This is a genomic window from Desulfoluna sp. CYM3A, assembly GCF_056829965.1.
Map to the genome: position 1 here is coordinate 769,376 of NZ_CP186556.1, position 19,508 is coordinate 788,883.

21 protein-coding genes, 4 tRNA genes and 2 pseudogenes are annotated in these 19,508 nt (G+C 56.8%); 24 read left to right on the top strand and 3 right to left on the bottom strand.

The features are described from left to right. Positions 1-176: 176 nt before the first annotated feature. The 19 genes and pseudogenes from ACOYW1_RS04140 (at position 177) to ACOYW1_RS04230 (ending at position 12,810) form a co-directional block, all read left to right on the top strand. Positions 177-1,109, top strand: coding sequence for a tyrosine recombinase XerC (locus ACOYW1_RS04140; RefSeq protein WP_482421767.1), 933 nt, complete (start codon positions 177-179; stop codon positions 1,107-1,109). Positions 1,110-1,300: 191 nt separating this feature from the next. Then, the gene (gene argB / locus ACOYW1_RS04145; protein WP_482423655.1) at positions 1,301-2,173 is read left to right on the top strand and encodes an acetylglutamate kinase; all 873 of its coding nucleotides are present in this window, start codon (positions 1,301-1,303) and stop codon (positions 2,171-2,173) included. Further along, on the top strand, positions 2,170-3,360 hold the full coding sequence (locus ACOYW1_RS04150) for an acetylornithine transaminase (RefSeq protein ID WP_482421768.1): 1,191 nt from the start codon (positions 2,170-2,172) through the stop codon (positions 3,358-3,360). Before argB ends, ACOYW1_RS04150 begins: the two co-directional genes overlap by 4 nt. A 381-nt stretch (positions 3,361-3,741) precedes the next feature. Then, positions 3,742-3,912 (top strand): annotated as a pseudogene (locus ACOYW1_RS04155) (ornithine carbamoyltransferase); the annotation flags it as partial. Positions 3,913-3,961: 49 nt separating this feature from the next. Continuing rightward, entirely contained in the window at positions 3,962-4,648 is a 687-nt protein-coding gene (gene argF / locus ACOYW1_RS04160; RefSeq protein ID WP_482421769.1) for an ornithine carbamoyltransferase, read from the top strand. Between the two features lie 602 nt (positions 4,649-5,250). After that, positions 5,251-5,352: an argininosuccinate synthase domain-containing protein gene (locus ACOYW1_RS04165; protein ID WP_482421770.1), complete on the top strand. Its 102-nt coding sequence runs from the start codon at positions 5,251-5,253 to the stop codon at positions 5,350-5,352. Between the two features lie 2 nt (positions 5,353-5,354). Beyond that, positions 5,355-5,780 carry an argininosuccinate synthase domain-containing protein gene (locus ACOYW1_RS04170; RefSeq protein WP_482421771.1) on the top strand — a complete coding sequence of 142 codons (426 nt, stop codon included), beginning with the start codon at positions 5,355-5,357 and terminating at the stop codon, positions 5,778-5,780. 12 nt (positions 5,781-5,792) lie between these two features. Continuing rightward, the gene (locus ACOYW1_RS04175) at positions 5,793-6,554 is read left to right on the top strand and encodes an adenine nucleotide alpha hydrolase family protein (RefSeq protein WP_482421772.1); all 762 of its coding nucleotides are present in this window, start codon (positions 5,793-5,795) and stop codon (positions 6,552-6,554) included. Beyond that, on the top strand, positions 6,502-7,857 hold the full coding sequence (gene argH, locus ACOYW1_RS04180) for an argininosuccinate lyase (RefSeq protein WP_482421773.1): 1,356 nt from the start codon (positions 6,502-6,504) through the stop codon (positions 7,855-7,857). Before ACOYW1_RS04175 ends, argH begins: the two co-directional genes overlap by 53 nt. Positions 7,858-7,895: 38 nt before the next feature. Continuing rightward, the gene (locus tag ACOYW1_RS04185; protein WP_482421774.1) at positions 7,896-8,318 is read left to right on the top strand and encodes a hypothetical protein; all 423 of its coding nucleotides are present in this window, start codon (positions 7,896-7,898) and stop codon (positions 8,316-8,318) included. A gap of 96 nt (positions 8,319-8,414) precedes the next feature. Next, a complete protein-coding gene (folK, locus tag ACOYW1_RS04190; RefSeq protein ID WP_482423656.1) occupies positions 8,415-8,915 on the top strand; it encodes a 2-amino-4-hydroxy-6-hydroxymethyldihydropteridine diphosphokinase in 501 nt (166 codons plus the stop codon). A gap of 3 nt (positions 8,916-8,918) precedes the next feature. After that, positions 8,919-9,176, top strand: coding sequence for a hypothetical protein (locus ACOYW1_RS04195; protein ID WP_180146875.1), 258 nt, complete (start codon positions 8,919-8,921; stop codon positions 9,174-9,176). 43 nt (positions 9,177-9,219) lie between these two features. Then, positions 9,220-9,867, top strand: a complete 648-nt coding sequence (fsa, locus tag ACOYW1_RS04200; protein WP_482421775.1) for a fructose-6-phosphate aldolase — start codon at positions 9,220-9,222, stop codon at positions 9,865-9,867. Positions 9,868-10,027: 160 nt separating this feature from the next. Next, positions 10,028-10,579, top strand: a complete 552-nt coding sequence (gene pgsA / locus ACOYW1_RS04205) for a CDP-diacylglycerol--glycerol-3-phosphate 3-phosphatidyltransferase (RefSeq protein WP_482415309.1) — start codon at positions 10,028-10,030, stop codon at positions 10,577-10,579. Positions 10,580-10,638: 59 nt separating this feature from the next. After that, positions 10,639-10,713 (top strand) — tRNA-Gly (locus ACOYW1_RS04210). Positions 10,714-10,720: 7 nt separating this feature from the next. Further along, positions 10,721-10,795: transfer RNA gene (locus tag ACOYW1_RS04215), tRNA-Cys, on the top strand. A gap of 1,046 nt (positions 10,796-11,841) precedes the next feature. Continuing rightward, positions 11,842-12,453: a flavodoxin family protein gene (locus ACOYW1_RS04220; protein ID WP_482421776.1), complete on the top strand. Its 612-nt coding sequence runs from the start codon at positions 11,842-11,844 to the stop codon at positions 12,451-12,453. Between the two features lie 199 nt (positions 12,454-12,652). Next, positions 12,653-12,727 (top strand) — tRNA-Gly (locus tag ACOYW1_RS04225). An 8-nt stretch (positions 12,728-12,735) separates the two neighbouring features. Then, positions 12,736-12,810 (top strand) — tRNA-Cys (locus ACOYW1_RS04230). Between the two features lie 1,096 nt (positions 12,811-13,906). On the opposite strand, the gene ACOYW1_RS04235 is transcribed toward ACOYW1_RS04230, so the two are convergent. Beyond that, entirely contained in the window at positions 13,907-14,965 is a 1,059-nt protein-coding gene (locus ACOYW1_RS04235; protein WP_482421777.1) for a TetR family transcriptional regulator, read from the bottom strand. A gap of 423 nt (positions 14,966-15,388) precedes the next feature. Here ACOYW1_RS04235 and ACOYW1_RS04240 point away from each other — a divergent pair, with 423 nt between their 5' ends. The 4 genes and pseudogenes from ACOYW1_RS04240 to ACOYW1_RS04255 all read left to right on the top strand — a co-directional run bounded on the left by ACOYW1_RS04240 (position 15,389) and on the right by ACOYW1_RS04255 (position 17,906). Next, the gene (locus ACOYW1_RS04240) at positions 15,389-17,089 is read left to right on the top strand and encodes an acyl-CoA dehydrogenase family protein (protein WP_482421778.1); all 1,701 of its coding nucleotides are present in this window, start codon (positions 15,389-15,391) and stop codon (positions 17,087-17,089) included. A gap of 243 nt (positions 17,090-17,332) precedes the next feature. Further along, positions 17,333-17,464 (top strand): annotated as a pseudogene (locus tag ACOYW1_RS04245) (isochorismatase family protein); the annotation flags it as partial. 23 nt (positions 17,465-17,487) lie between these two features. Next, positions 17,488-17,640, top strand: a complete 153-nt coding sequence (locus tag ACOYW1_RS04250) for a hypothetical protein (protein WP_482423890.1) — start codon at positions 17,488-17,490, stop codon at positions 17,638-17,640. Further along, positions 17,610-17,906 carry a cysteine hydrolase family protein gene (locus ACOYW1_RS04255; protein ID WP_482423657.1) on the top strand — a complete coding sequence of 99 codons (297 nt, stop codon included), beginning with the start codon at positions 17,610-17,612 and terminating at the stop codon, positions 17,904-17,906. The genes ACOYW1_RS04250 and ACOYW1_RS04255 overlap by 31 nt, the downstream gene beginning before the upstream one ends. Before the next feature lie 227 nt (positions 17,907-18,133). Here the strand turns inward: ACOYW1_RS04255 and ACOYW1_RS04260 are convergent, their stop codons facing one another. Both ACOYW1_RS04260 and ACOYW1_RS04265 read right to left on the bottom strand, forming a co-directional pair. Then, positions 18,134-18,352, bottom strand: a complete 219-nt coding sequence (locus ACOYW1_RS04260; protein ID WP_482421779.1) for a hypothetical protein — start codon at positions 18,350-18,352, stop codon at positions 18,134-18,136. A 19-nt stretch (positions 18,353-18,371) separates the two neighbouring features. Continuing rightward, the gene (locus tag ACOYW1_RS04265; protein WP_482421780.1) at positions 18,372-18,902 is read right to left on the bottom strand and encodes an HD domain-containing protein; all 531 of its coding nucleotides are present in this window, start codon (positions 18,900-18,902) and stop codon (positions 18,372-18,374) included. Positions 18,903-19,133: 231 nt separating this feature from the next. Here ACOYW1_RS04265 and ACOYW1_RS04270 point away from each other — a divergent pair, with 231 nt between their 5' ends. Further along, entirely contained in the window at positions 19,134-19,469 is a 336-nt protein-coding gene (locus ACOYW1_RS04270) for a rhodanese-like domain-containing protein (RefSeq protein ID WP_482421781.1), read from the top strand. Positions 19,470-19,508: the final 39 nt, after the last annotated feature.

A 19,508-nucleotide genomic window follows, 5' to 3' on the forward strand; every position in this document is an offset into this window, starting at 1 on the left:
GGTTTTAGGTTGATCCCCCGACGTTGTTGGGCTAAACGCCCCTTAGCCCTTAGCCCTTAGCCCTTAGCCCTTAGCCCTTAGCCCTTAGCCCTTAGCCCTTAGCCCTTAGCCCTTAGCCCTTAGCCCTTAGCCCCTCAGTTATCGCCATGACGAACCAGAAGCCCTTTCAGGCCACATTGGATAAAACATTTCATCAGCATATCCTCGATTTTCTGGAGTACCTTTCGGCCCAGAAAGGGTACTCGGACCATACCGTGCGGGCCTACCGTACCGACCTCAAGGGCTTTTACGGGTTTTATGCGGAGTTTTCCGGCTGCGCGGACGATTCTACGCAGAGAAATGCCCGCCTGAGCCCGGATGCTGTTGACGTCATCTGTATAAGGGGGTACCTTAACAGGCTGCATAAAGAGGGGCTTTCAAAACGCTCCGTGGCGCGGCGACTTTCTTCTCTTCGGTCCCTGTACAAATTTTTGAAAAAGAGGGGGGTGGTGGAGGCGAGTCCTCTGGACACCATCCGATCCCCGAAGCTGGACAAGACCCTTCCCGCTTATCTGACGGTGGACGACATGTTTCGGCTGCTCGATGCCATGGATGACGGTACTCTTCTTGCCAGGCGAAATATTGCCATGTTTGAGTTGCTGTATTCAAGCGGGCTCCGTGTATCCGAACTTTCGGGCCTTGACTGTCCCCATATCGATTTTTGCGCACACAGTGTTCGTGTGCTCGGCAAAGGCAACAAGGAGCGCGTTGTCCCTGTGGGGGCGCGTGCGCTGCGTGCCATCCGGTTTTATCGGGAGACCCTTGAAGAGGAAAAAAAGGTGCCTGCCGACAAGGGACCGTTGTTTTTGAATAAGAACCTCGGCCGTCTCTCCACGCGATCCGTGGCCCGGATCCTGGAGAAGACAGCCAAAGAGAGCGGGCTCACCGTGCCGGTCTCTCCCCATGCCTTGCGGCACTCCTTTGCCACCCACATGCTCGACGGGGGGGCGGATTTGCGGGGTGTTCAGGAGATGTTGGGCCACGTGAGTCTGTCCACCACGCAGAAATACACCCATGTGTCCATTGAGCGGTTGACGCAAGCCTATGACAAGGCCCATCCCAGGAAGTGAATTGGGGCTCAGCCAAAAATAAACGATACATGTCCCGAATGCTAGCGGGGGCACCATTTACCGACACGTGGATACGCGTCAGGGGTGAATCGGCCGGCAGAGTTTGATTGTGCCATTATGCTTCGGCCAAGCCTTTGGCCCCGGAGGCATTTTTTTTTGGTTTTAGCCTAATTGTGGAGATGAAGACGATGATGGAGAAGAGTGTCGCAGATATTCTTATTGAATCTCTGCCCTACATACGGATGTTTGCCGGCAAGACCATTGTGGTGAAATACGGCGGCCATGCCATGGTGGATGAGCAGCTCAAGGAAGACTTTGCCCGGGATATTACCCTGATGAAGTACATCGGGTTGAACCCGGTGGTGGTCCACGGCGGCGGCCCTCAGATCAACCTGGTGTTGGACAAGATGGGCATCGACTCCACCTTTGTCCGGGGCATGCGCATGACCGATGACGAAACCATGGACGTGGTGGAGATGGTCCTTGGCGGCAAGGTAAACAAGTCCATCGTGGCCCAGGTGAACCGGGAAGGCGGTCGGGCCGTGGGGCTCAGCGGCAAGGACGGCGGCCTCATCGAGGCAGAAAAGCTGAAGATCGTCAGTGAGGAGGAGGGCAAGCCCCCCGAAATCATCGACGCCGGGCATGTGGGGAAGGTGACTCGCGTCAACCCTGAGATCATCGACACCCTCACCGCCCAGGGCTTTATCCCGGTCATCGCGCCGGTGGGCGTCGGGGAGACCGGCGAGACGTACAACATCAACGCCGACCTGGTGGCCTCGGAGGTGGCGGCGGCCCTCAAGGCAACCCGCCTGCTTCTTCTCACGGACGTGGACGGGGTCCTCGACAAGGAGAAGAATCTGGTCTCCACCATCGAGGCGGACAGCGTGCCCGGCCTGATCCAGGACGGCACCGTCACCGGCGGCATGATCCCCAAAATTGAATACGCCCTGGCCGCCTTGAAACAGGGCGTTGAAAAAACACATATCATCAACGGGAAGCGAAGACATTCGCTGATTCTTGAACTCTTTACCGATCAAGGGATCGGGACGGAAGTGGTACTATGAATGAATGGATAGCTCGTGAAGCAGAGGTGGTGGCGCAGACGTATGCCCGCTGCCCCGTGGTCTTCGTCAAAGGCGAAGGGACCACACTCATTGACGATGCGGGAAAAACCTACACGGATTTTCTTTCCGGCATCGCTGTCTGCAACCTTGGACACGCCCACCCCAAAGTGGCCGAAGCCCTTTCAGAGCAGGCATCGACCCTGTGTCATGTTTCCAACCTCTTTTACACGCGGCCCATGGTGGAGCTGGCTGAATGGTTGACCGAGCGGTGTTTTGCCGACCGGCTTTTCCTGTGCAACAGCGGCGCCGAAGCCAACGAGGCGGCCATTAAGCTGGCGCGGAAATATTTTCATGACAAGGGCGAATCACGGCATCGCATCATTACCATGGCCCGGTCCTTCCATGGCCGTACCATGGCGACCCTGTCCGCCACGGGGCAGGACAAGGTCAAGGAGGGGTTCACTCCGCTCCTGCCCGGCTTTGAGTACGTGGACTACAACAACGTCAAGGCCCTTGAAGAGGCCATGGACGAGACCGTCTGTGCCGTTCTGGTGGAGCCCATCCAGGGAGAGGGCGGTGTGTGCGTGCCCGACGACGGCTATCTCGAAGCGGTGCGGGATCTGTGCGATCGCAGCGGCGCCCTGCTGATCTTTGACGAGATCCAGACGGGCATGGGCCGAACGGGCAAGCTCTTTGCTCACCAGCACACCTCCGTCACGCCGGACATCATGACCCTGGCCAAGGCCCTGGGCAACGGGCTTCCCATCGGCGCCATGCTGGCCACCGACAAGGTGATGGCCTCGTTTTCCAAAGGCGCCCACGGGTCCACCTTTGGCGGGACCCCTCTGGTGACCGCGGCAGCCCTTGCCGTGGTACGGGCCTTTGACGAGGAGAAGGTGGTGGAGAAAGCCGCCGACACCGGCGCTTACTTCAAGGCCTGCCTTGAAACCCTCAAGGCAAAGCACGCCCTGGTCAAGGATGTGCGGGGCCAGGGCCTGCTCCTCGGCATGGAGATCGATGGCGACGGTGCTGCTGTGGTTGAAAAGGCCCTTGCAAAAGGTCAGGTGATCAACGCGGTGCAGGGCAAGACCCTGCGCTTTGTGCCGCCCCTGATCATCACGCGGCCTGAGATCGATGCCCTCATGGGCGTACTGGACGAGATTTTTACCGACATGGGTGCCGCCTGATTATTTGATACTGTTCAGCTTCTGTAGCCTGGAAAAGGCCTCCGGCGGCCCTGCCGGGGGCCAAACTTTTAAAAAGTTTGATAAACAGGTTTTGAAGGGGTGGGTGTTTAATCAATCGAATTTGTCTGTATTTCGATTGGTTTTGGGCCTCAGTTAAAAAAACTACACGTCATACGTGAAGGCCCCACTCACCCGAGGTACTCGCCTACGCCCATGTCAGTGAGTTCCCATTCGATCAGCGTCAATGGGCTACGGCGCGACAAGCGAGGGGGAAAGCGTAGCGGTAATAAGCTTTCAAGGTGGCACACCTTGCCGCCGGAGGCCAAGCTGAACAGCCATTATTTTTTTTGTGCGTCAAAGGAACCGATCAAGGAGAGAACGATGAAAAAAGACCTGCTGACACTCAAGGACCTGACCAAAGACGAATTTGACGCTCTGTTCGCCCGCGCGCTGGAGCTTAAGAAGAGAAAAAAAGAGGGGATCATGGATCGCCCTCTGGAAGGGAAAAGCGTGGGGCTCCTGTTCAACAAGCCCTCCACCCGAACCCGAATCTCCTTTGAAACAGCCACCATCCAGCTTGGGGGCGTGTCCATCTTCATGAATGAGACCAGATTGGCGCAGCGAGCCCGTGAAGGACACGGCCCGCGTTCTGGCCCGCTATATCGATTGTCTGGTGATCCGTACCTTCTCCCAGGACCTGGTGGAAGAGTACGCCAGCTACTCAGACGTGCCCGTGGTCAACGCCCTGACCGATATGTACCACCCCTGCCAGATCCTTTCGGACCTCATGACCGTCATCGAGGCCAAGGGCAGCTACGATGCCAAGGTGGCCTGGGTGGGAGACGGCAACAACGTGGCCCACTCCTGGATGTGGGCGGCCTCCACCCTCGGGTTTGAGCTCTCCCTTGCCTGTCCCGAAGGCTTTGACCCGGATGCGGACATCCTCAAGGAAGCCCTGGCCCGTGGTGCGAAAATCAAGGTGGTACGCGATCCCAAAGAGGCGGTGGCCGCAGCGGACATTGTCTACACCGACGTCTGGGCCAGCATGGGCCAGGAAGCCGAGCAGAAGGCCCGTGAGAAAGCCTTTGAAGGGTACATTGTGGACGACGCCCTCATGGCCCTTGCCAAGCCCGACGCCTCCTTCATGCACTGCCTTCCCGCCCACCGCGGGGAAGAGGTCTCCGAGTCTGTCATGGAAGGCCCCCAGTCCATTATCTGGGACGAGGCGGAAAACAAGCTCCACATGCATAAAGCCATCCTTGATATGTTGATCAACCAGACGTTGTAAGGGGAAAAAGCGCGCCTCCGGCGGACAGGGAGGCTCGCTAATCTTTCATCCTCGTACCTCGGGTCGCCCGTGGGCATTAAGCAGGCGTGTATGCACTGCAAAATATGCACGCCTCACCCGCAGGGCCACGCTTGCTGCTGGAGCGTAGTGTCCCAGAGACGGTGTTTGGGGCTGTTTGGGTTCCACTTGTGACCAAGTGTAAGGGAGCGACGCCACGGCCCAGCTACTGTTTGTTTCTGCTGGCTTCACCATCCTCACTATTTGTCTGTTGCGTCCTTTTATAACGTGGTGTTAATAAGGAGCGTGGGGGATGGCAGGGAACGAGCTGTCACTGCCGAGGTTGACGTTGACGTAATGGCCCTCTGGGGTCTTGCCTTGATGTACCATCCATATTGAATGCCCTGGTATCGTTTTCTGTATCAAGGGCGTTTGTTGTTCACTCTGATAAAAATTTAAGATGCGTTCGTAAGAGCAAAAGATCATGAAATTCCGCCTTCGTTCCTGAGCCTCAGGCGAGGCGGTGAATCCAGTCACCGCTTAAGTGTTCTGCAGTGCGGTGTGCTGATGTCTTGCGAAGCCAAAAAAATGCCCAGGGGGTTATTGTGTCTGATATCAAAAAAGTGGTCCTTGCCTACTCCGGCGGACTCGATACATCTGTTATTCTCAAGTGGCGACGCCGAAGAACGTCGCATCGCCAGTGGTGACCATGACGGCCGACCTCGGCCAGGAAGAGGAGCTGGACGGTCTCGATCAAAAAGCTCTGAAAACCGGTGCGGTGAAGGCCTACATCGACGACCTTCGTGAAGAGTTCGTCCGTGATTACATCTTTCCCGCTTTCCGCGCCAACGCCATTTACGAAGGCCAGTACCTCCTGGGTACCTCCATTGCGCGGCCCCTTATCGCCAAGCGCCAGATGGAGATCGCCCGCATGGAAGGGGCTGACGCCGTCAGCCACGGTGCCACCGGCAAGGGCAACGACCAGGTGCGCTTTGAGCTGAGTTACCTTGCCATCGATCCCGGCATCAAGATCGTTGCGCCCTGGCGCGACTGGGACCTGAACTCCCGCACCGTGCTCATGGAGTTTGCCAAAAAGCACGGCATCGAAGTGCCCCAGACCCCCAAGCTGCGATAGACAGACCGCAACATGCTGCACATCAGCTACGAAGGCGGCATCCTGGAAGATCCCTGGGCCTTTGCCACCGACGAGATGTACACCATGAGCGTGCGCCCTGAGGACGCCCCGGACACCCCGGAAGAGATCGAGATCACCTTCCGCAAGGGCAACCCCGTTGCCATCAACGGTGTGGAGATGAGCCCTGCAGTGCTCTTCAAGGAGCTCAACACCCTGGGTGGTCGCCACGGCATCGGCCGCATCGACCTGGTGGAGAACCGTTTCGTGGGCATGAAGTCCCGCGGCGTGTACGAAACCCCGGGCGGAACCATCCTGCGCCACGCTCACCTGACCATGGAATCCATCACCCTGGACCGTGAGGTGGCCCACCTGCGCGACTCCCTGATCCCCAAATACTCCGAGCTGATTTACAACGGCTTCTGGTTCTCCCCTGAGATGCGCATGCTCCAGAACACCATCGATCAGAGCCAGGAGTTCGTTAACGGCGTGGTTCGCCTGAAGCTCTACAAAGGCAACACCTACGTGCTGGGCCGCAAGTCCGACGACACCCTTTACAGCGAGGCCTTCGCCACCTTCGAAGGGGATGAGGTCTACACCCAGAAGGACGCCGAAGGGTTCATTCGACTGAACGCCCTGAGGCTGCGTATCCAGAAAATGGCGGGCAGAAAGCTGGGAGGAAGAGTAGTACCCGACCAGCGAACTCTGGGCAGGCCGTTTTTCCATGGGGACCGACAAGGCGGTGGAGGCTTTTACCTCCTCCATCCTCGTGGATAAGCGCCTCTACGCCCATGATATTCAAGGCAGCATCGCCCACGCCAAGATGATGGCCAAGCAGGGTATCATCGAGGAAGATGAGGCAGAGCTCATGGAAAAGGGGCTCCTCGAGGTGAAGGCGGATATTGAAAACGGGAGCTTCGTCTACGACGACGCCCTGGAAGATATCCACATGCACATCGAGTCCGCCCTCACCGAAAAGATCGGGGACGTGGCCAGGAAACTCCACACCGGACGAAGCCGCAACGACCAGGTGGCCCTGGATACCCGGCTCTACCTCCGGGATGAGACCCGGGTGGTTATCGACGGCCTCAAGACCCTTCGGGGCGTTATCGTGGCGCTTGCTGAGAAGCAGTTCGGTGTGGTGATGCCGGGGTACACCCATCTCCAGCGCGCCCAGCCCGTGCTGTTCTCCCATCACATGATGGCCTACTATGAGATGTTCACCCGGGACCAGGAGCGCTTCGAAGACGCCTTGACCCGCATCAACGTGATGCCCCTTGGGGCGGCGGCTCTTGCAGGGACCACCTATCCCATCGATCGCCATTACGTGGCCGAGCTCCTTGATTTTCCCAAGGTCTCTGCCAACAGCATGGACACCGTTGCCGACCGCGACTTCATCATGGAGTTCCTCTCGGCGGCCTCCATTGCCATGGTGCACTTTTCAAGGTTCTCCGAAGAGCTGATCCTCTGGTCCGCTTCCGAGTACCACTTCATCGAGATCTCCGATGCCTTCACCACGGGCAGCAGCATCATGCCTCAGAAGAAGAACCCGGATATCCCCGAGCTGGTGCGCGGCAAGGCCGGGCGGGTCATCGGCAGCCTCATGGCCATCATCACCCAGGTGAAGGGGCTTCCCATGGCCTACAACAGGGACCTGCAGGAAGACAAGCCCCCCCTCTTCGACGGTGTGGACACCCTCAAGGCGGTCATCGACATCTACGTCCGCATGCTGCCCAACATCAAGGTGATGGCGGATGTGACCCGTCTTTCCACGGAAACGGGTTTCCTGAACGCCACCGACCTGGCCGACTACCTTGCCACCAAGGGCATGCCCTTCCGGGAGGCCCACAGCGTGGCCGGTAAGGCCGTGGCCTTTGCCCTGGAAAAGGGTGTTGAGCTGGGCGATCTGTCTGCCGACGAGATGAAGGGTTTTTCCGAGCTCATCGAGCCGGATATCTTTGACTTTCTCACCACCGATGCCATGGTGGAGAGACGCACCTCCTTCGGCGGCACCGCGCCGTCACGCGTGCGCAAAGCCATGGATCAGGCCATTGCCGATCTGGGCGGAAGGATTTCATAGCCATGATGCGGGGAGGAAACAGGTGGACAGGTGGATGGGTGCGCAGGCTGTGTCTGCTGTGTGCGTTGCTTCTGGTGTGTGTGGCCTGCGGTCGCAAGGCGCCTCCGGTGCCTCCCCGGTTTGACGGGTTGACACCGCCTGCCGGCGTGGCAGCCCATGTCCAGGGCGAGGCGATTATTGTGACCTGGGCGGATCCGCCCAAGGCTGAGCGGCGTCTGGTGACAGGCTATCGCATCTATCTCTCCACCCTGGACGAAGGGGAGGAGGTGTGCGAAGGCTGCCCTGTGCGGTTTGAAAAAATCGGGGACGCAGGTCCGGCTGACAGGCGTTTTCGCCTGGATGTCTCGCCGGGTACGCGCTACCTCCTTGAGGTGAGGGCCACGGCCGAGGGCGGCTACGTCAGTGATCCGTCCAAGCGTGTCAAGGTGGACCTGAGAAGGGCGTTTTCCCCCACAAGCTAAGCACCGGTCTCTGGCCGTTTGAATCAGGCTGTGCCGCCTTTGCGTTTTTGCAAAGGCGGCGTTGCCGTTTGGTAACTCCAACCAGGATATGGCGTGATGATGCACGACGTGTTTCTTTGCCTCGGGTCCAATATGGGCGACCGCAAAGCCAATTTTGACAGGGCGCTTCATGAAATCGAGTCCCGGGGTATCGCCCGCCTTGTGGCGGTCTCTCCGCTTTACAAGACCTCCCCGGTGGACTACACGGACCAGGCGTGGTTTTTAAACGGAGCCGCCCGCGTTGAGACCTCGCTTTCCCCGCGGGACCTCCTTGCGCAGCTCAAGGCGGTGGAGGCTGATCTGGGGCGTGATGCATCGGGGATCCGGTTCGGACCGAGGCCCATGGATATCGATATTCTGTTGTACGACGACCTTGTCTACAGCGATGATGAGCTCACCATCCCCCATCCTCGCATGGATAAAAGGGCTTTTGTCCTTACTCCCCTTTGTGATATAGATTCTGAGATTATTCACCCGGATACAAACAAAAAAATGAAAACACTCCTCTCTGAGATCGACGACGCATCCCAGGAGGTGGTTCCATACACAAAGGAGTAGACCGTGTTAAAGGTTCTGATTATCCTGGCCATTATCTATTTCGGTTACCGGCATCTGAAAAACAAGATGCTGAACGACATGGGGGCAGGAGGCGGCCAGAGCGGAGGTCGGCAGGGGCATGCCGACGACGTGATGGTTCAGGATCCGGAGTGCGGGGTCTATTTTCCTTTGCGCGAAGGGGTGCCCGGGAGAGTGAACGGGGAAACCTTCAATTTCTGTTCGACGACGTGCCGAGACGCTTATCTGAAAAAGCACAGCTGATGTTCCATTTCTGACGTCCCATTGGGATTCGAAAGGAGGCAGCATGAAGTTCTTCATCGATACGGCGAATGTGGACGAGATTCGAGATGCAGTCAGTATGGGTATGGCAGACGGGGTGACCACGAACCCGTCTCTCATGGCCCGCGAAGGTGGAGAGCCCGTGGCTCTTCTCAAGGACATTACCTCCATCGTGGCAGGCCCGGTGAGCGCTGAAGTGATCAGCCTCGACACCGACGGCATGGTTCAGGAAGCCCGGAGCCTTGCGGTGATTGCCGACAACATCGTGGTGAAGATTCCCATGACCGTGGACGGTTTGAGGGCCGTTCGCATCTTGTCGGCGGAGGGGATTCATACCAACGTCACCCTTGTTTTTTCTCCCCTTCAGGCGCTCATGGCTGCCAAGGCCGGGGCCAATTACGTCAGTCCCTTTGTGGGGCGCCTCGATGACCTGGCCCAGGAGGGCATGCCCCTGGTGGAGCAGATCGGGCAAATTTTTGTCAATTATGAATTTCCTGTCGAGATTATCGTGGCCAGCATCCGCAACCCCATGCATGTACTGGATGCGGCCCTGGTGGGGGCTCATATCGCCACCATCCCCCACGCAGTCCTTGCCAAGCTGGCCTCCCATCCCATGACGGACAGGGGGATCGAGATGTTCATGGCGGACTGGAAGCGGGTACACGGGAATTGATGTATGTAGCAGTGCCGATGGCCGGGGTTCATGAGCTCCGGTGCATCGGCCCATAGTGATGAGAGAAGCGGGGCTGCAGTCCGCAGACCGCAGGATGAATGAACCGACAGGTGATCGCTGATCAGGCGACCTGTCAGATTGGGATTCGGGCAGTATTTTTATGATAAACACAATCAAGCACCCCAACAACCTGACACTTCTCCGGATGGCTTCCGTGCCGTTGATCGTCATCCTTCTGTTGTTTTCCGGAAGCCGAATCGCAACGATTCTGGCGGCTCTGATCTTTTCCGCCGCGTCCATCACCGATTATCTGGATGGATTCCTTGCACGCAAGTGGGGCCTGGAGTCCACCTTCGGCAAGGTGATGGATCCTTTGGCCGACAAGCTTCTTGTGGGGTGCTCCCTGATCATGATGAGTTCAGTGGGGTGGATCCCCGGGTGGGTGGTGTGTGTCATCATCGGCCGTGAGCTTGCCATTACGGGGCTTCGAAGCATTATTGCCGAAGGGGGCGAGGATGTATCCGCCTCCAAGCTGGGCAAGTACAAAACAGGCTTTCAGATCGCCGCCATCATCCCGCTCCTGATTCATTTCAGCTATTTTGGAATCAATTTTCACGGCATCGGAATGGTTTTTCTCTGGTGTGCGCTCATCCTGACCATCTGGTCCGGCGCTGACTATTTTTTCCGCTTTAGAAAACTTCTGACCATGTAAAGTTTTTCGTTGACACCAAGCGGCTCAACGGTTAAAACACACAGGTCTTCGGGCACTGAGCGGGAATAACTCAGTGGTAGAGTGCAACCTTGCCAAGGTTGACGTCGCGAGTTCAAATCTCGTTTCCCGCTCCACAATTTCGGCGGCTTGGCCAAGTGGTAAGGCGACGGCCTGCAAAGCCGTTATTCTCCGGTTCGAATCCGGAAGCCGCCTCCAAAAAGCAAAAAACAGCGATTGACCCCCCGGGTCAATCGCTTTTTTGCTTTTTGGGCATGGCGAAGCCATGCAAGGCTTGCTCTGCAAGCCTTCAGGCGGCCCCGGGCGCAGCCCGGAACCCGCCCCCAGTGGCCGAATGCACCCTCTGATTCTTTGGGGAGACTTGCCTTCGGGGGCCGGACGAAGTCCGGCGCGGTCTGTGCAGCAAGACGCCAGGCGGCAGCCCCGGAGGGGCAACCCGCCTCCGGTTGTGCCGACCCCGCACTATCCTCTATTCTTCGGCGTAATCCGCTTTTTTGCTTTTTGGGCATGGCGCAGCCCGGAACCCGCCTCCAGGTCATAGAATCCTCCCGTTCTAAAGTATTGCGCAATGCCAAGCTATGGCCATTGGCTCAGGTGGCAGCCCCGGAGGGGCGACCCGCCTCCGGTGGCCTCGCCACACTATTCTAATTCCACTGGATCATCGCTTTTTGCTTTTTGCTTTTTGGGCATGGCGCAGCCCGAAACCCGCCCTCAGGTTGCCGTTTTTTTGTTCTTGGTTTTTCGGCAGCCACGAGTGTGCAGCCCGCCTCCGATTTATCCATTTTCCACGGGCCAATGCATAGCGTGGGCGAGTTCGGCATGCCTCTGGCTGCCAACTCAACCCGACAATCTATCTCGAGGTTACCAAGGGTTTCTGTTCTTGGGTTTCTTTAGTCCCGGGGTGTAACCCACCTCCGTATTACCGCTAGTTCTCTATCCAGTTTTTTCTTACTATTTCTACTGTTGTTGTTTGCCTTGGGCAAAGTCCGGTACCCCGCCAGTCCCAAGGGGGCATCATCCTTATAGGCATATCGTTGTCATTTGCTCTGTTTTGGGCTTGCAGTGAAATCGAGCAGCCACAGGCGTGTGGATGATATCTCTTTACAATGGGATATGATGACGTGTAACCATTATGGGAACGTTTTCTTCTTTTCTCATGTGGCGCATGTCATCCCAACCAAGGAGGTTTTTCATGAAAGTGCTTGGTGTTTCCGGTTCTCCCATCAAAAACAGCAACACCGATCGTGCTGTCCAGGCTTTCGCCCGTAAACGTCGGTCTTGATACGGAGTTTATAAAGCTTTCGGAGTATACTGTTGAGCCCTGTCGAGCGTGTCTGGGGTGTGTGAAGACCAACGTCTGCGTGGTCAAGGACGACGGGGTGCCTCTGGCCCAAAAAGCCCGGGAGTGCGACGCCATCGTCATTGCAGGGTTTACCCCTTACAGCACGCTGGATTCACGGACCAAGGCCTTTATCGAGCGCCTGTATCCCCTCCGGCACCGGAAGAGCCTCATGGCAGGTAAGTTCGGGGCTGTGGTGATGACCTCAGCGGTGCCCCATGATGCACCGGGTGCGCCCCCTGTGTGCGATATGGGGATCCAGGCCGTGACCAATTATATGCAGGAGGAGGGCATAGAGTGCGTGGGGGCTGTGAAGATTACGGGCAACGTGCCCTGTGTGCGCTGCGGGTTCGGTGATGAGTGCAAAAAGTCCGGGATCAACATGATCTACGGGCCCGAGGCCACGGTGGACTCCGTGGGGATCAAGCAGTTTGAAGCCCAGCCCCTTTCCTTTGAATCGGCCGAAGCGCTGGGCCGTGAAATTGCTGACCGATTGAAGGCCGGGCAAGGGGCCTGACAAAGGCTTGGGGGGTAGAACGCTCTTTTTTTCAAAATGCCCCAATGTGGCTGTCAAACGGGCAACACATCGTGCTCTGTCGCCCGATTTCGGTAATGTACGTTCTTTTCGGTGTGGCCGTGACGCGTCACGGCGTGTATTTTATCTGTTGACATCGCCCCTCTGTCCGGTTAAATACATCCTCGCCTTCGGGCATTGAGCGGGAATAACTCAGTGGTAGAGTGCAACCTTGCCAAGGTTGACGTCGCGAGTTCAAATCTCGTTTCCCGCTCCACCGATTTCGGCGGCTTGGCCAAGTGGTAAGGCGACGGCCTGCAAAGCCGTTATTCTCCAGTTCGAATCTGGAAGCCGCCTCCAAAAAGCAAAAAAGCGATTGCCCCCCCCGGGTCAATCGCTTTTTTGCTTTTTGGGCATGGCGAAGCCATGCAAGGCTTGCTCTGCAAGCCTTCAGGCGGCACCGGGCGCAGCCCGGAACCCGCCCTCAGGTTATCGAATTATCCAACTCTAATATGTTGCAGAGAGTCAAACTATCAAGATGGCCAACCCACACCCGGTTGATCGAGTTTTCTATTTTTCCAATCTTCACTGGGTCGATCGTTTTTTGCTTTTTGGGCCGGACGAAGTCCGGCGCGGCTTGCGCAGCAAGATGCCAGGCGGCACCAGGCGCAGCCTGGAACCCGCCCTCAGGTTACCGAGTATTTCTGCTCTTAGGTTTTCTGGCAGCCCCGAAGGGGCAACCCGCCTCCGGTTAGCCGTACCCACACTATCCTTAATTCTTCGGGTCAATCGCTTTTTTGCTTTTTGGGCATGGCGAAGCCATGCAAGGCTTGCCCCGCAAGCCTTCAGGCGGCACCGGGCGCAGCCCGGAACCCGCCTCCGGTTGATCGAGTTTTCGATTTATCCAATCTTCACCGGGGCGATTGCTTTGGCCTTTGGTTGTATGAGTTGGCGCGGCTTTGCGCAGCAAGCCTTCAGGCAGCATCCTTGTACCTTGTAACTCTGCCTCGTGGTTACCGATGTTTTCTAACTTTGGTTATTCTGGCAATCCAGCTCATCTATGGCTTGGTCCAATCCATACGGGTACTTCATCCGGTTGTATTTTGCCTGACCACTCACTCCCGACCCCCGCTTGTGACCGCCTGCCTGTAGGGTGCGCTTGCGCACCATACGTTCCGAAGGCCAACGCCTTTTGCCTTTCTGTGCTGTGTGAGGCTGACGGGACTGGATTTTATGTCCATTACTATCTTACTGCGTGCGCAAGCGCACCCTGCCTCACACCCCCAACGCCGTCGGTCACGCGTCTCCTCCACATAAGGGGCACTTGCGTCCCTTTTTCATTTCACAGACCTTGAATAGTTATTTTTCTGTTTGATCGTGGTTGTTCTCTCTGTCCATGCGAAGGATGTCTTTCGCTCTGACCGTGTAATCCCCCAGGTCGGTGGCTCCGGAGAGCTCATGGCCGGGTTCGACAAGGAGGTCCCCTGTTTTTCCTGTGTCGGTGAGGATATGGGCGGTTGTACTCTTTTTGTCGTGTGTGAAGGTGAGGGCGGAGAGGGTGTCGAAGGCCACTTCCAGATTTCCTGCGCCCACGGATCCCACGAACCGGGGGGTTCCGTTGAAGGAGACGGGGCAGATGGTGATGGTCTGCTGGTGCAGGGTGAGGATGAACGTTTTCCGGGTGGGGAGATGACGAGGCCAGGGCGTGTCGGAATCTTCGATGAAGCTCAAAGCCCTCTTCAATGGTGTAGTTGGTGTCCATGAGGAGCCGGTGGCCGAAGATTTCGTTGATTCCAAGTAAGAGGTAGGCGGTGAGGTCTGTGTCCAGGGGGCGCACCTGGCCCTTGGCGATGGCCTGGTCCAGATCCTTGCGCAGGGGGGTGGCCAGGGACTTCAGGCACTCCGATGCTTTTTCCGCGAGGTGGGCGTCTTCTCCGCCCAGGACCAGCTTGGTGTGGTTGAGCATGCCGATGTAGCTGTGAAAGGATCCCAGCATGGCGTTGCCGCGTTTTCTGAGCCGGGTGATGTAGTCTGTTTCCCGTTTGACGTCGTTCCAGGTCTCCCGTGAGACCATGATCTTGGGGAGTCGCTCCAGGCAGTGGAGGAAGAGCTCCTCTTTGGAGGTGAAGTAGCGATAAAATGTGCCGTTGCCCATGTGAAGGGCATCGGTGATGTCGCTTATTTTGGTCTTGTCGTAGTGCTTTCGGGAGAAAAGGACAAGGGCGGTGTCGATGATCTGGTTTCGGATGCTGGACCCGTCCTCTTCGGTGTTGTCGCCTTCGCTGCGGAGCCTCTCCTTGATGTCGGCAAGGGAGAGCTTTTCCTTTTCTCGCAGGCTCCGGATGGTCTTGAGGCGCGCAAGGTGGCTTTCATTGAAGATGGCCTTGGTGGGCCCTTTGCGTTCCGGGGGGTGAAGGATTCCGTTTCTTAGGTATTCGTAGAGGGTGGATATGCTGAGTCCGCTCTGTTTGGCGAGTTGGGGCAGTTTCATTCCGGTTTGGGTGGCATCATTCATGAAAGGCTCCGCCCTGGGTCAGGTGCTGAGGTTCCCTGCCGTGATGGTTTCTCTGGGCGCTGCAGGGTGGTCTGTCGTTGCAAGGCGCCTTCTGGTCCCAGGTGTGAAGGTGCCCCATGGATTGTGACGGTATGGAAAACATGTGTCCCGGTTTTGGGGACTATAGCACAGGATGATGAAGGGTCAAAACAATCCGTAGGAACTGATTGATGGGTCCATTATTGTTGTTTATGGCTAATGTAATACTTGTATGTGTATAAAGTTATCGGAAGCTCACATTGTTTTATAGCGCAGGATTAATTATAGAGATATGATTCATGGTTCAGAAATTATGGAGAGAAGGGGCTGTTCCGATAGCCGTCGGGCGATCCCATAACATGGTGTTGTTGCAGGCGTGGGTCTGTGATGTAAGGAGGAGAGACAATGTTACTTCTGAATCCCCAGAAATTCGATCGGAAATACGCAGACGAAAAAACCCGGAACATGATGGCCAAGACCATTGAGTTTCTCGAAAACAAGGGCCTGAAGTCCTTGAAGAAAGACTGGCATGACAAGGCCTGGAACTACGAGTTTGTCGAGTTCATGAAGCAGGAAAAGGTCCTGGCCACCCTCATGACCCCCACGGGATACGGTGCGGACGACTCCCGCTGGGATACCTTTCGAAACGCTGAGTTTGCCGAGATTTCTGCGTTTTACGGCATTACGTACTGGTACACCTTCCAGGTGAGCATGCTCGGCCTGGGGCCCATCTTCCTCGGTTCCAACGAAGAAATGAAGCACAAAACCGCCAAGCTTCTTGAGGAAGGCGGGGTGTTTGCCTTCGGTCTGTCCGAGCGTGAGCACGGTGCGGATATCTACTCTTCGGACATGATGCTCGCTCCCAACGGGGACGGAACGTACAAGGCCAACGGGGACAAGTACTACATCGGTAACGGCAACGAGGCCTCCATCGTTTCCACCTTTGCCAAGATGAGTGACACCGGCGAGTACGTCTGGTTTGGTGTGGATTCCAAGCACAAGAACTACGAGCTCGTGAAAAACACGGTCAATGAGCAGAACTACGTGTCTGAGTATGCCCTCCACGATTACCCCATCACCGAAGGGGACATCCTGGAGAAGGGTGATAAAGCCTGGGACAACATGCTCAACACCATCAACATCTGCAAGTTCAACCTGGGCTGGGGCTCCATCGGCATGTGCACCCACGCCTTTTACGAGGCCATCGACCACGCGGCCAACCGCTATGTCTACGGCAAGTACGTCACGGACTTCCCCCACGTCAAGCGCCTCTTCACCGACGCCTACGCCCGCCTCGTGGCCATGAAGCTCTTCTCCGAGCGTGCCCGGGATTACATGCGCTGTGCCTCCGAGACCGATCGCCGCTACCTCCTCTACAACCCCATGGTGAAGATGAAGGTCACCTGTCAGGGCGAAGAGGTGATAAACCTCCTCTGGGATGTCATCGCCGCCAAGGGCTTCGAAAAAGAGCCCTTCTTCGAGGTCGCCGCTCACGAGATCCGCATGCTGCCCAAGCTGGAAGGCACGGTTCACGTGAACATGGCTCTCATCGTTAAGTTCATGCAGAACTTCTTCTTCAACCCCGGGGAGTTCCCCGAGGTGCCCATGCGGACCGACGCGGCCAACGACGACTTCCTCTTCGATCAGGGCCCCACCAAGGGTCTGGGCAAGGTGCAGTTCCACGACTACGCCATCGCCTACGACAGCGTGGATCTTCCCAATGTCAATGTCTTCAAGGACAACATTTCGGCGACCTTCAAGGAGTTCCTCATGAAGGCGACTCCCGACAAAAACCAGGCCCGGGACATCGACTACCTTCTCTCCGTGGGGGATATCTTTACCCTGGTTGCCTATGGCCAGCTGATCCTCGAAGCCAAGCCCCTCTTTGATGTGGAAGACGACCTCATCGAAGAGATCTTCGATTTCATGATCCGGGATTTTGCCAAGTACGCAGTCACCCTCCACGGCAAGCCCAGCAACAGTGACGCCCAGAAAGAGTACTGCCTGAAGATGGTTAAGAGCCCTGCGGCCAATCCTGAGCGGTTCAACAAGATCTGGACCGAGCAGGTGTACGCCATGAAGGATCAGTACACGATGAAGGACTGATACCGGCTTGAGTCGATGAACACATAAAAGGCGGACCGCTTTCGAGAGAGGGCGGTCCGTTTTTTTATATGATTCGTTGGCGTTGCGAGAATCAGGTTGGGCGCTGTATGGTTTCGGTCCCTGTGTGCCGATGACGCCGGGATGTTGTGGATTGTTCCTGTTTTTGTTAGCGTTTGATGTCTGCTGGTTTGTCTGGTACCCGCCGGTGAGCGGCTTGAAAAGCGACTAAGCAAAGGAGCTTTTATGTTGAAGGAAACCGCCCTGCTGATCATCGATATGCAGAACGATTTTGTGCTTCCCGGAGCGCCGGTGTGCGTGGAAGGGGCTTTGGATACGGTGCCCAATATCGCCAAGGTCCTGGAGCGTTTCAGGCGTGAAGGGGCGCCTGGCGTTCGACGGTGGCGCGGGAGTACCGTGCAGACGGGAGCGATGTGGAGGCCAACCGCAGGACGGCCTTTGAAGAGGCGGGTGGGTTCGTGGTGCCCGGGACCCGGGCTGCGACATTGTGGCGGGGGCCGGGGTGCCCGTTGCCGGGGAATATCGGCTGGTGAAAAAACGGTACAGCGGGTTCATGCAGACCGAATTGGACCTGATGCTCCGGCGGCTCGCTGTCACCAGGCTGGTGGTGTGCGGCACCCAATACCCCAACTGCGTCAGGGCCACCATTTTCGATGCCGTGGCTTTGGGTTACGATGTGACCCTGGTCACCGACGCCGCTTCTGCCCGTACGCCCGAGATTGCCACGGCCAATATGGTTGATATTGCAAATATCGGGGTCGATTGCGTAGATACGCAGGCCTTTCTGGAAAGGGGCTGAACAACGGTAGCAGGGTGTCGCATCACGTGGCGTTGTGGGTAAAACTGCCCTTGGTATACTGCGTTTCATCTTGACATACTGCGAAAATCGGCTACTTAGCCCTTAGCCCTTAGCCCTTAGCCCTAGCCTGTAGCCTGAGCCGAGCCCTAGCCCAGCCCCAGCCCTTAGCCCTTAGCCCTTAGCCCTTAGCCCTTAGCCCTTAGCCCTTAGCCCTTAGCCCTTAGCCCTTAAGCCCCCTTCTCCCCCATGTATCGGGCTATGTTGTCGTAGATTTCATCGATTCTCGGGTCTTTCGGCAGGTTCTCTTTGATCATCTGCAAATAGCCCTTTTCCTCCAGGCGACGGATGGAAGGGACAAAATTGAGGTCAAAGACCCAGCCTACCTGCAGGAGCTTGAAGTCATTTAAGTTCTGCAGGTGCTCTTTAAGCACCACGGTTCGGTTCATAAGGCTTTTATGGACCTCGTCAGAGATGCCGGGGGTATTGGGCAGTCCGAGTTCGAAGGGTGGTGTTTCGCTTGTGCTTCATCTCTTTATAATACGAGGTGACCACAAACCAGATATCAAGCTTATCGGCGTCCCGCAGGAGGCGGGTGTGAAACAGGCACTCCTCAGATTCATCCTCCGGCAGAAAGGCCCGGTTGTGATAGAGGACCACCCGTTTGATGAGGTCGGCGTCGGAAGGGGCCATCCGTGCGAGGCACTCCTGTTCCTCCAATATGTCACGGCCGAGTCGGGCATGATCGGTGGAGCGGTCGTCTACAAAGGTGCGAAAGCGTCGGAACTGTTCAAAACGGCCGACATCATGGAGAAGGGCGGCCAGGTCGGCAAGGGCTGTTTGCCGCTCGTTGAGGCCCAGGGCGTCTGCCAGGAAACGGCTCTCGGCGCGGACCCTCTGGGTGTGGTCCCGTTTGAGGTTGATGTTTCGGTCGTTTTTCTCGGAGCCGGTGAGAAAGGATGCGGTGTAGTTGTCAAACCATTGGTTGAGATGATTCATTGGGCTGTGTGGGTCCTGTGATGGTCATGATAAACATGCGGGCACACAGACGGGGAGCATTCTGGATGAACGGGCTTGTATGGCCTGCTGTGTCCGTATGGTACGGTGTACTCGGAACGTTTTTTTGCGGAGCTTTTGTTCAAAAAAGCGACCCGCCGGAGGCAACTGAACCGTTGCATTTCTTTTCGACAGGCATACCAGTATTGGCGAGTGAATGAAAGGAGCTCTTGAATGACGTGGTTTCGTTTTTTTCTTCCGGTGACCTCCATTGGCCCGCAACAGGCCAGGAAGATCATGGCAGACAGTGACGGGTGGACACTTCTGGATGTACGGCAGAAGGCGGAATACGACGGAGGGCACCTTGAGGGTTCCATCCATATTCCGCTGTTTCAGGTCAGGAAGCGGGCCGGAGAGCTGAACAAGGGCACCGCCCTGCTTGTGTATTGCCGGTGCGGCAACCGGAGCAGGCTGGCCTCGCGGTTTCTGGCGGCCAAGGGGTTTACCGGGGTCTACAATATCGAAGGGGGGATCCTGGGGTGGGAGCAGCATAAGGAGAGCCGTCCATAGGTGATGGTAACAATGGTGGCATCTTTTTTGCTTTTGTGC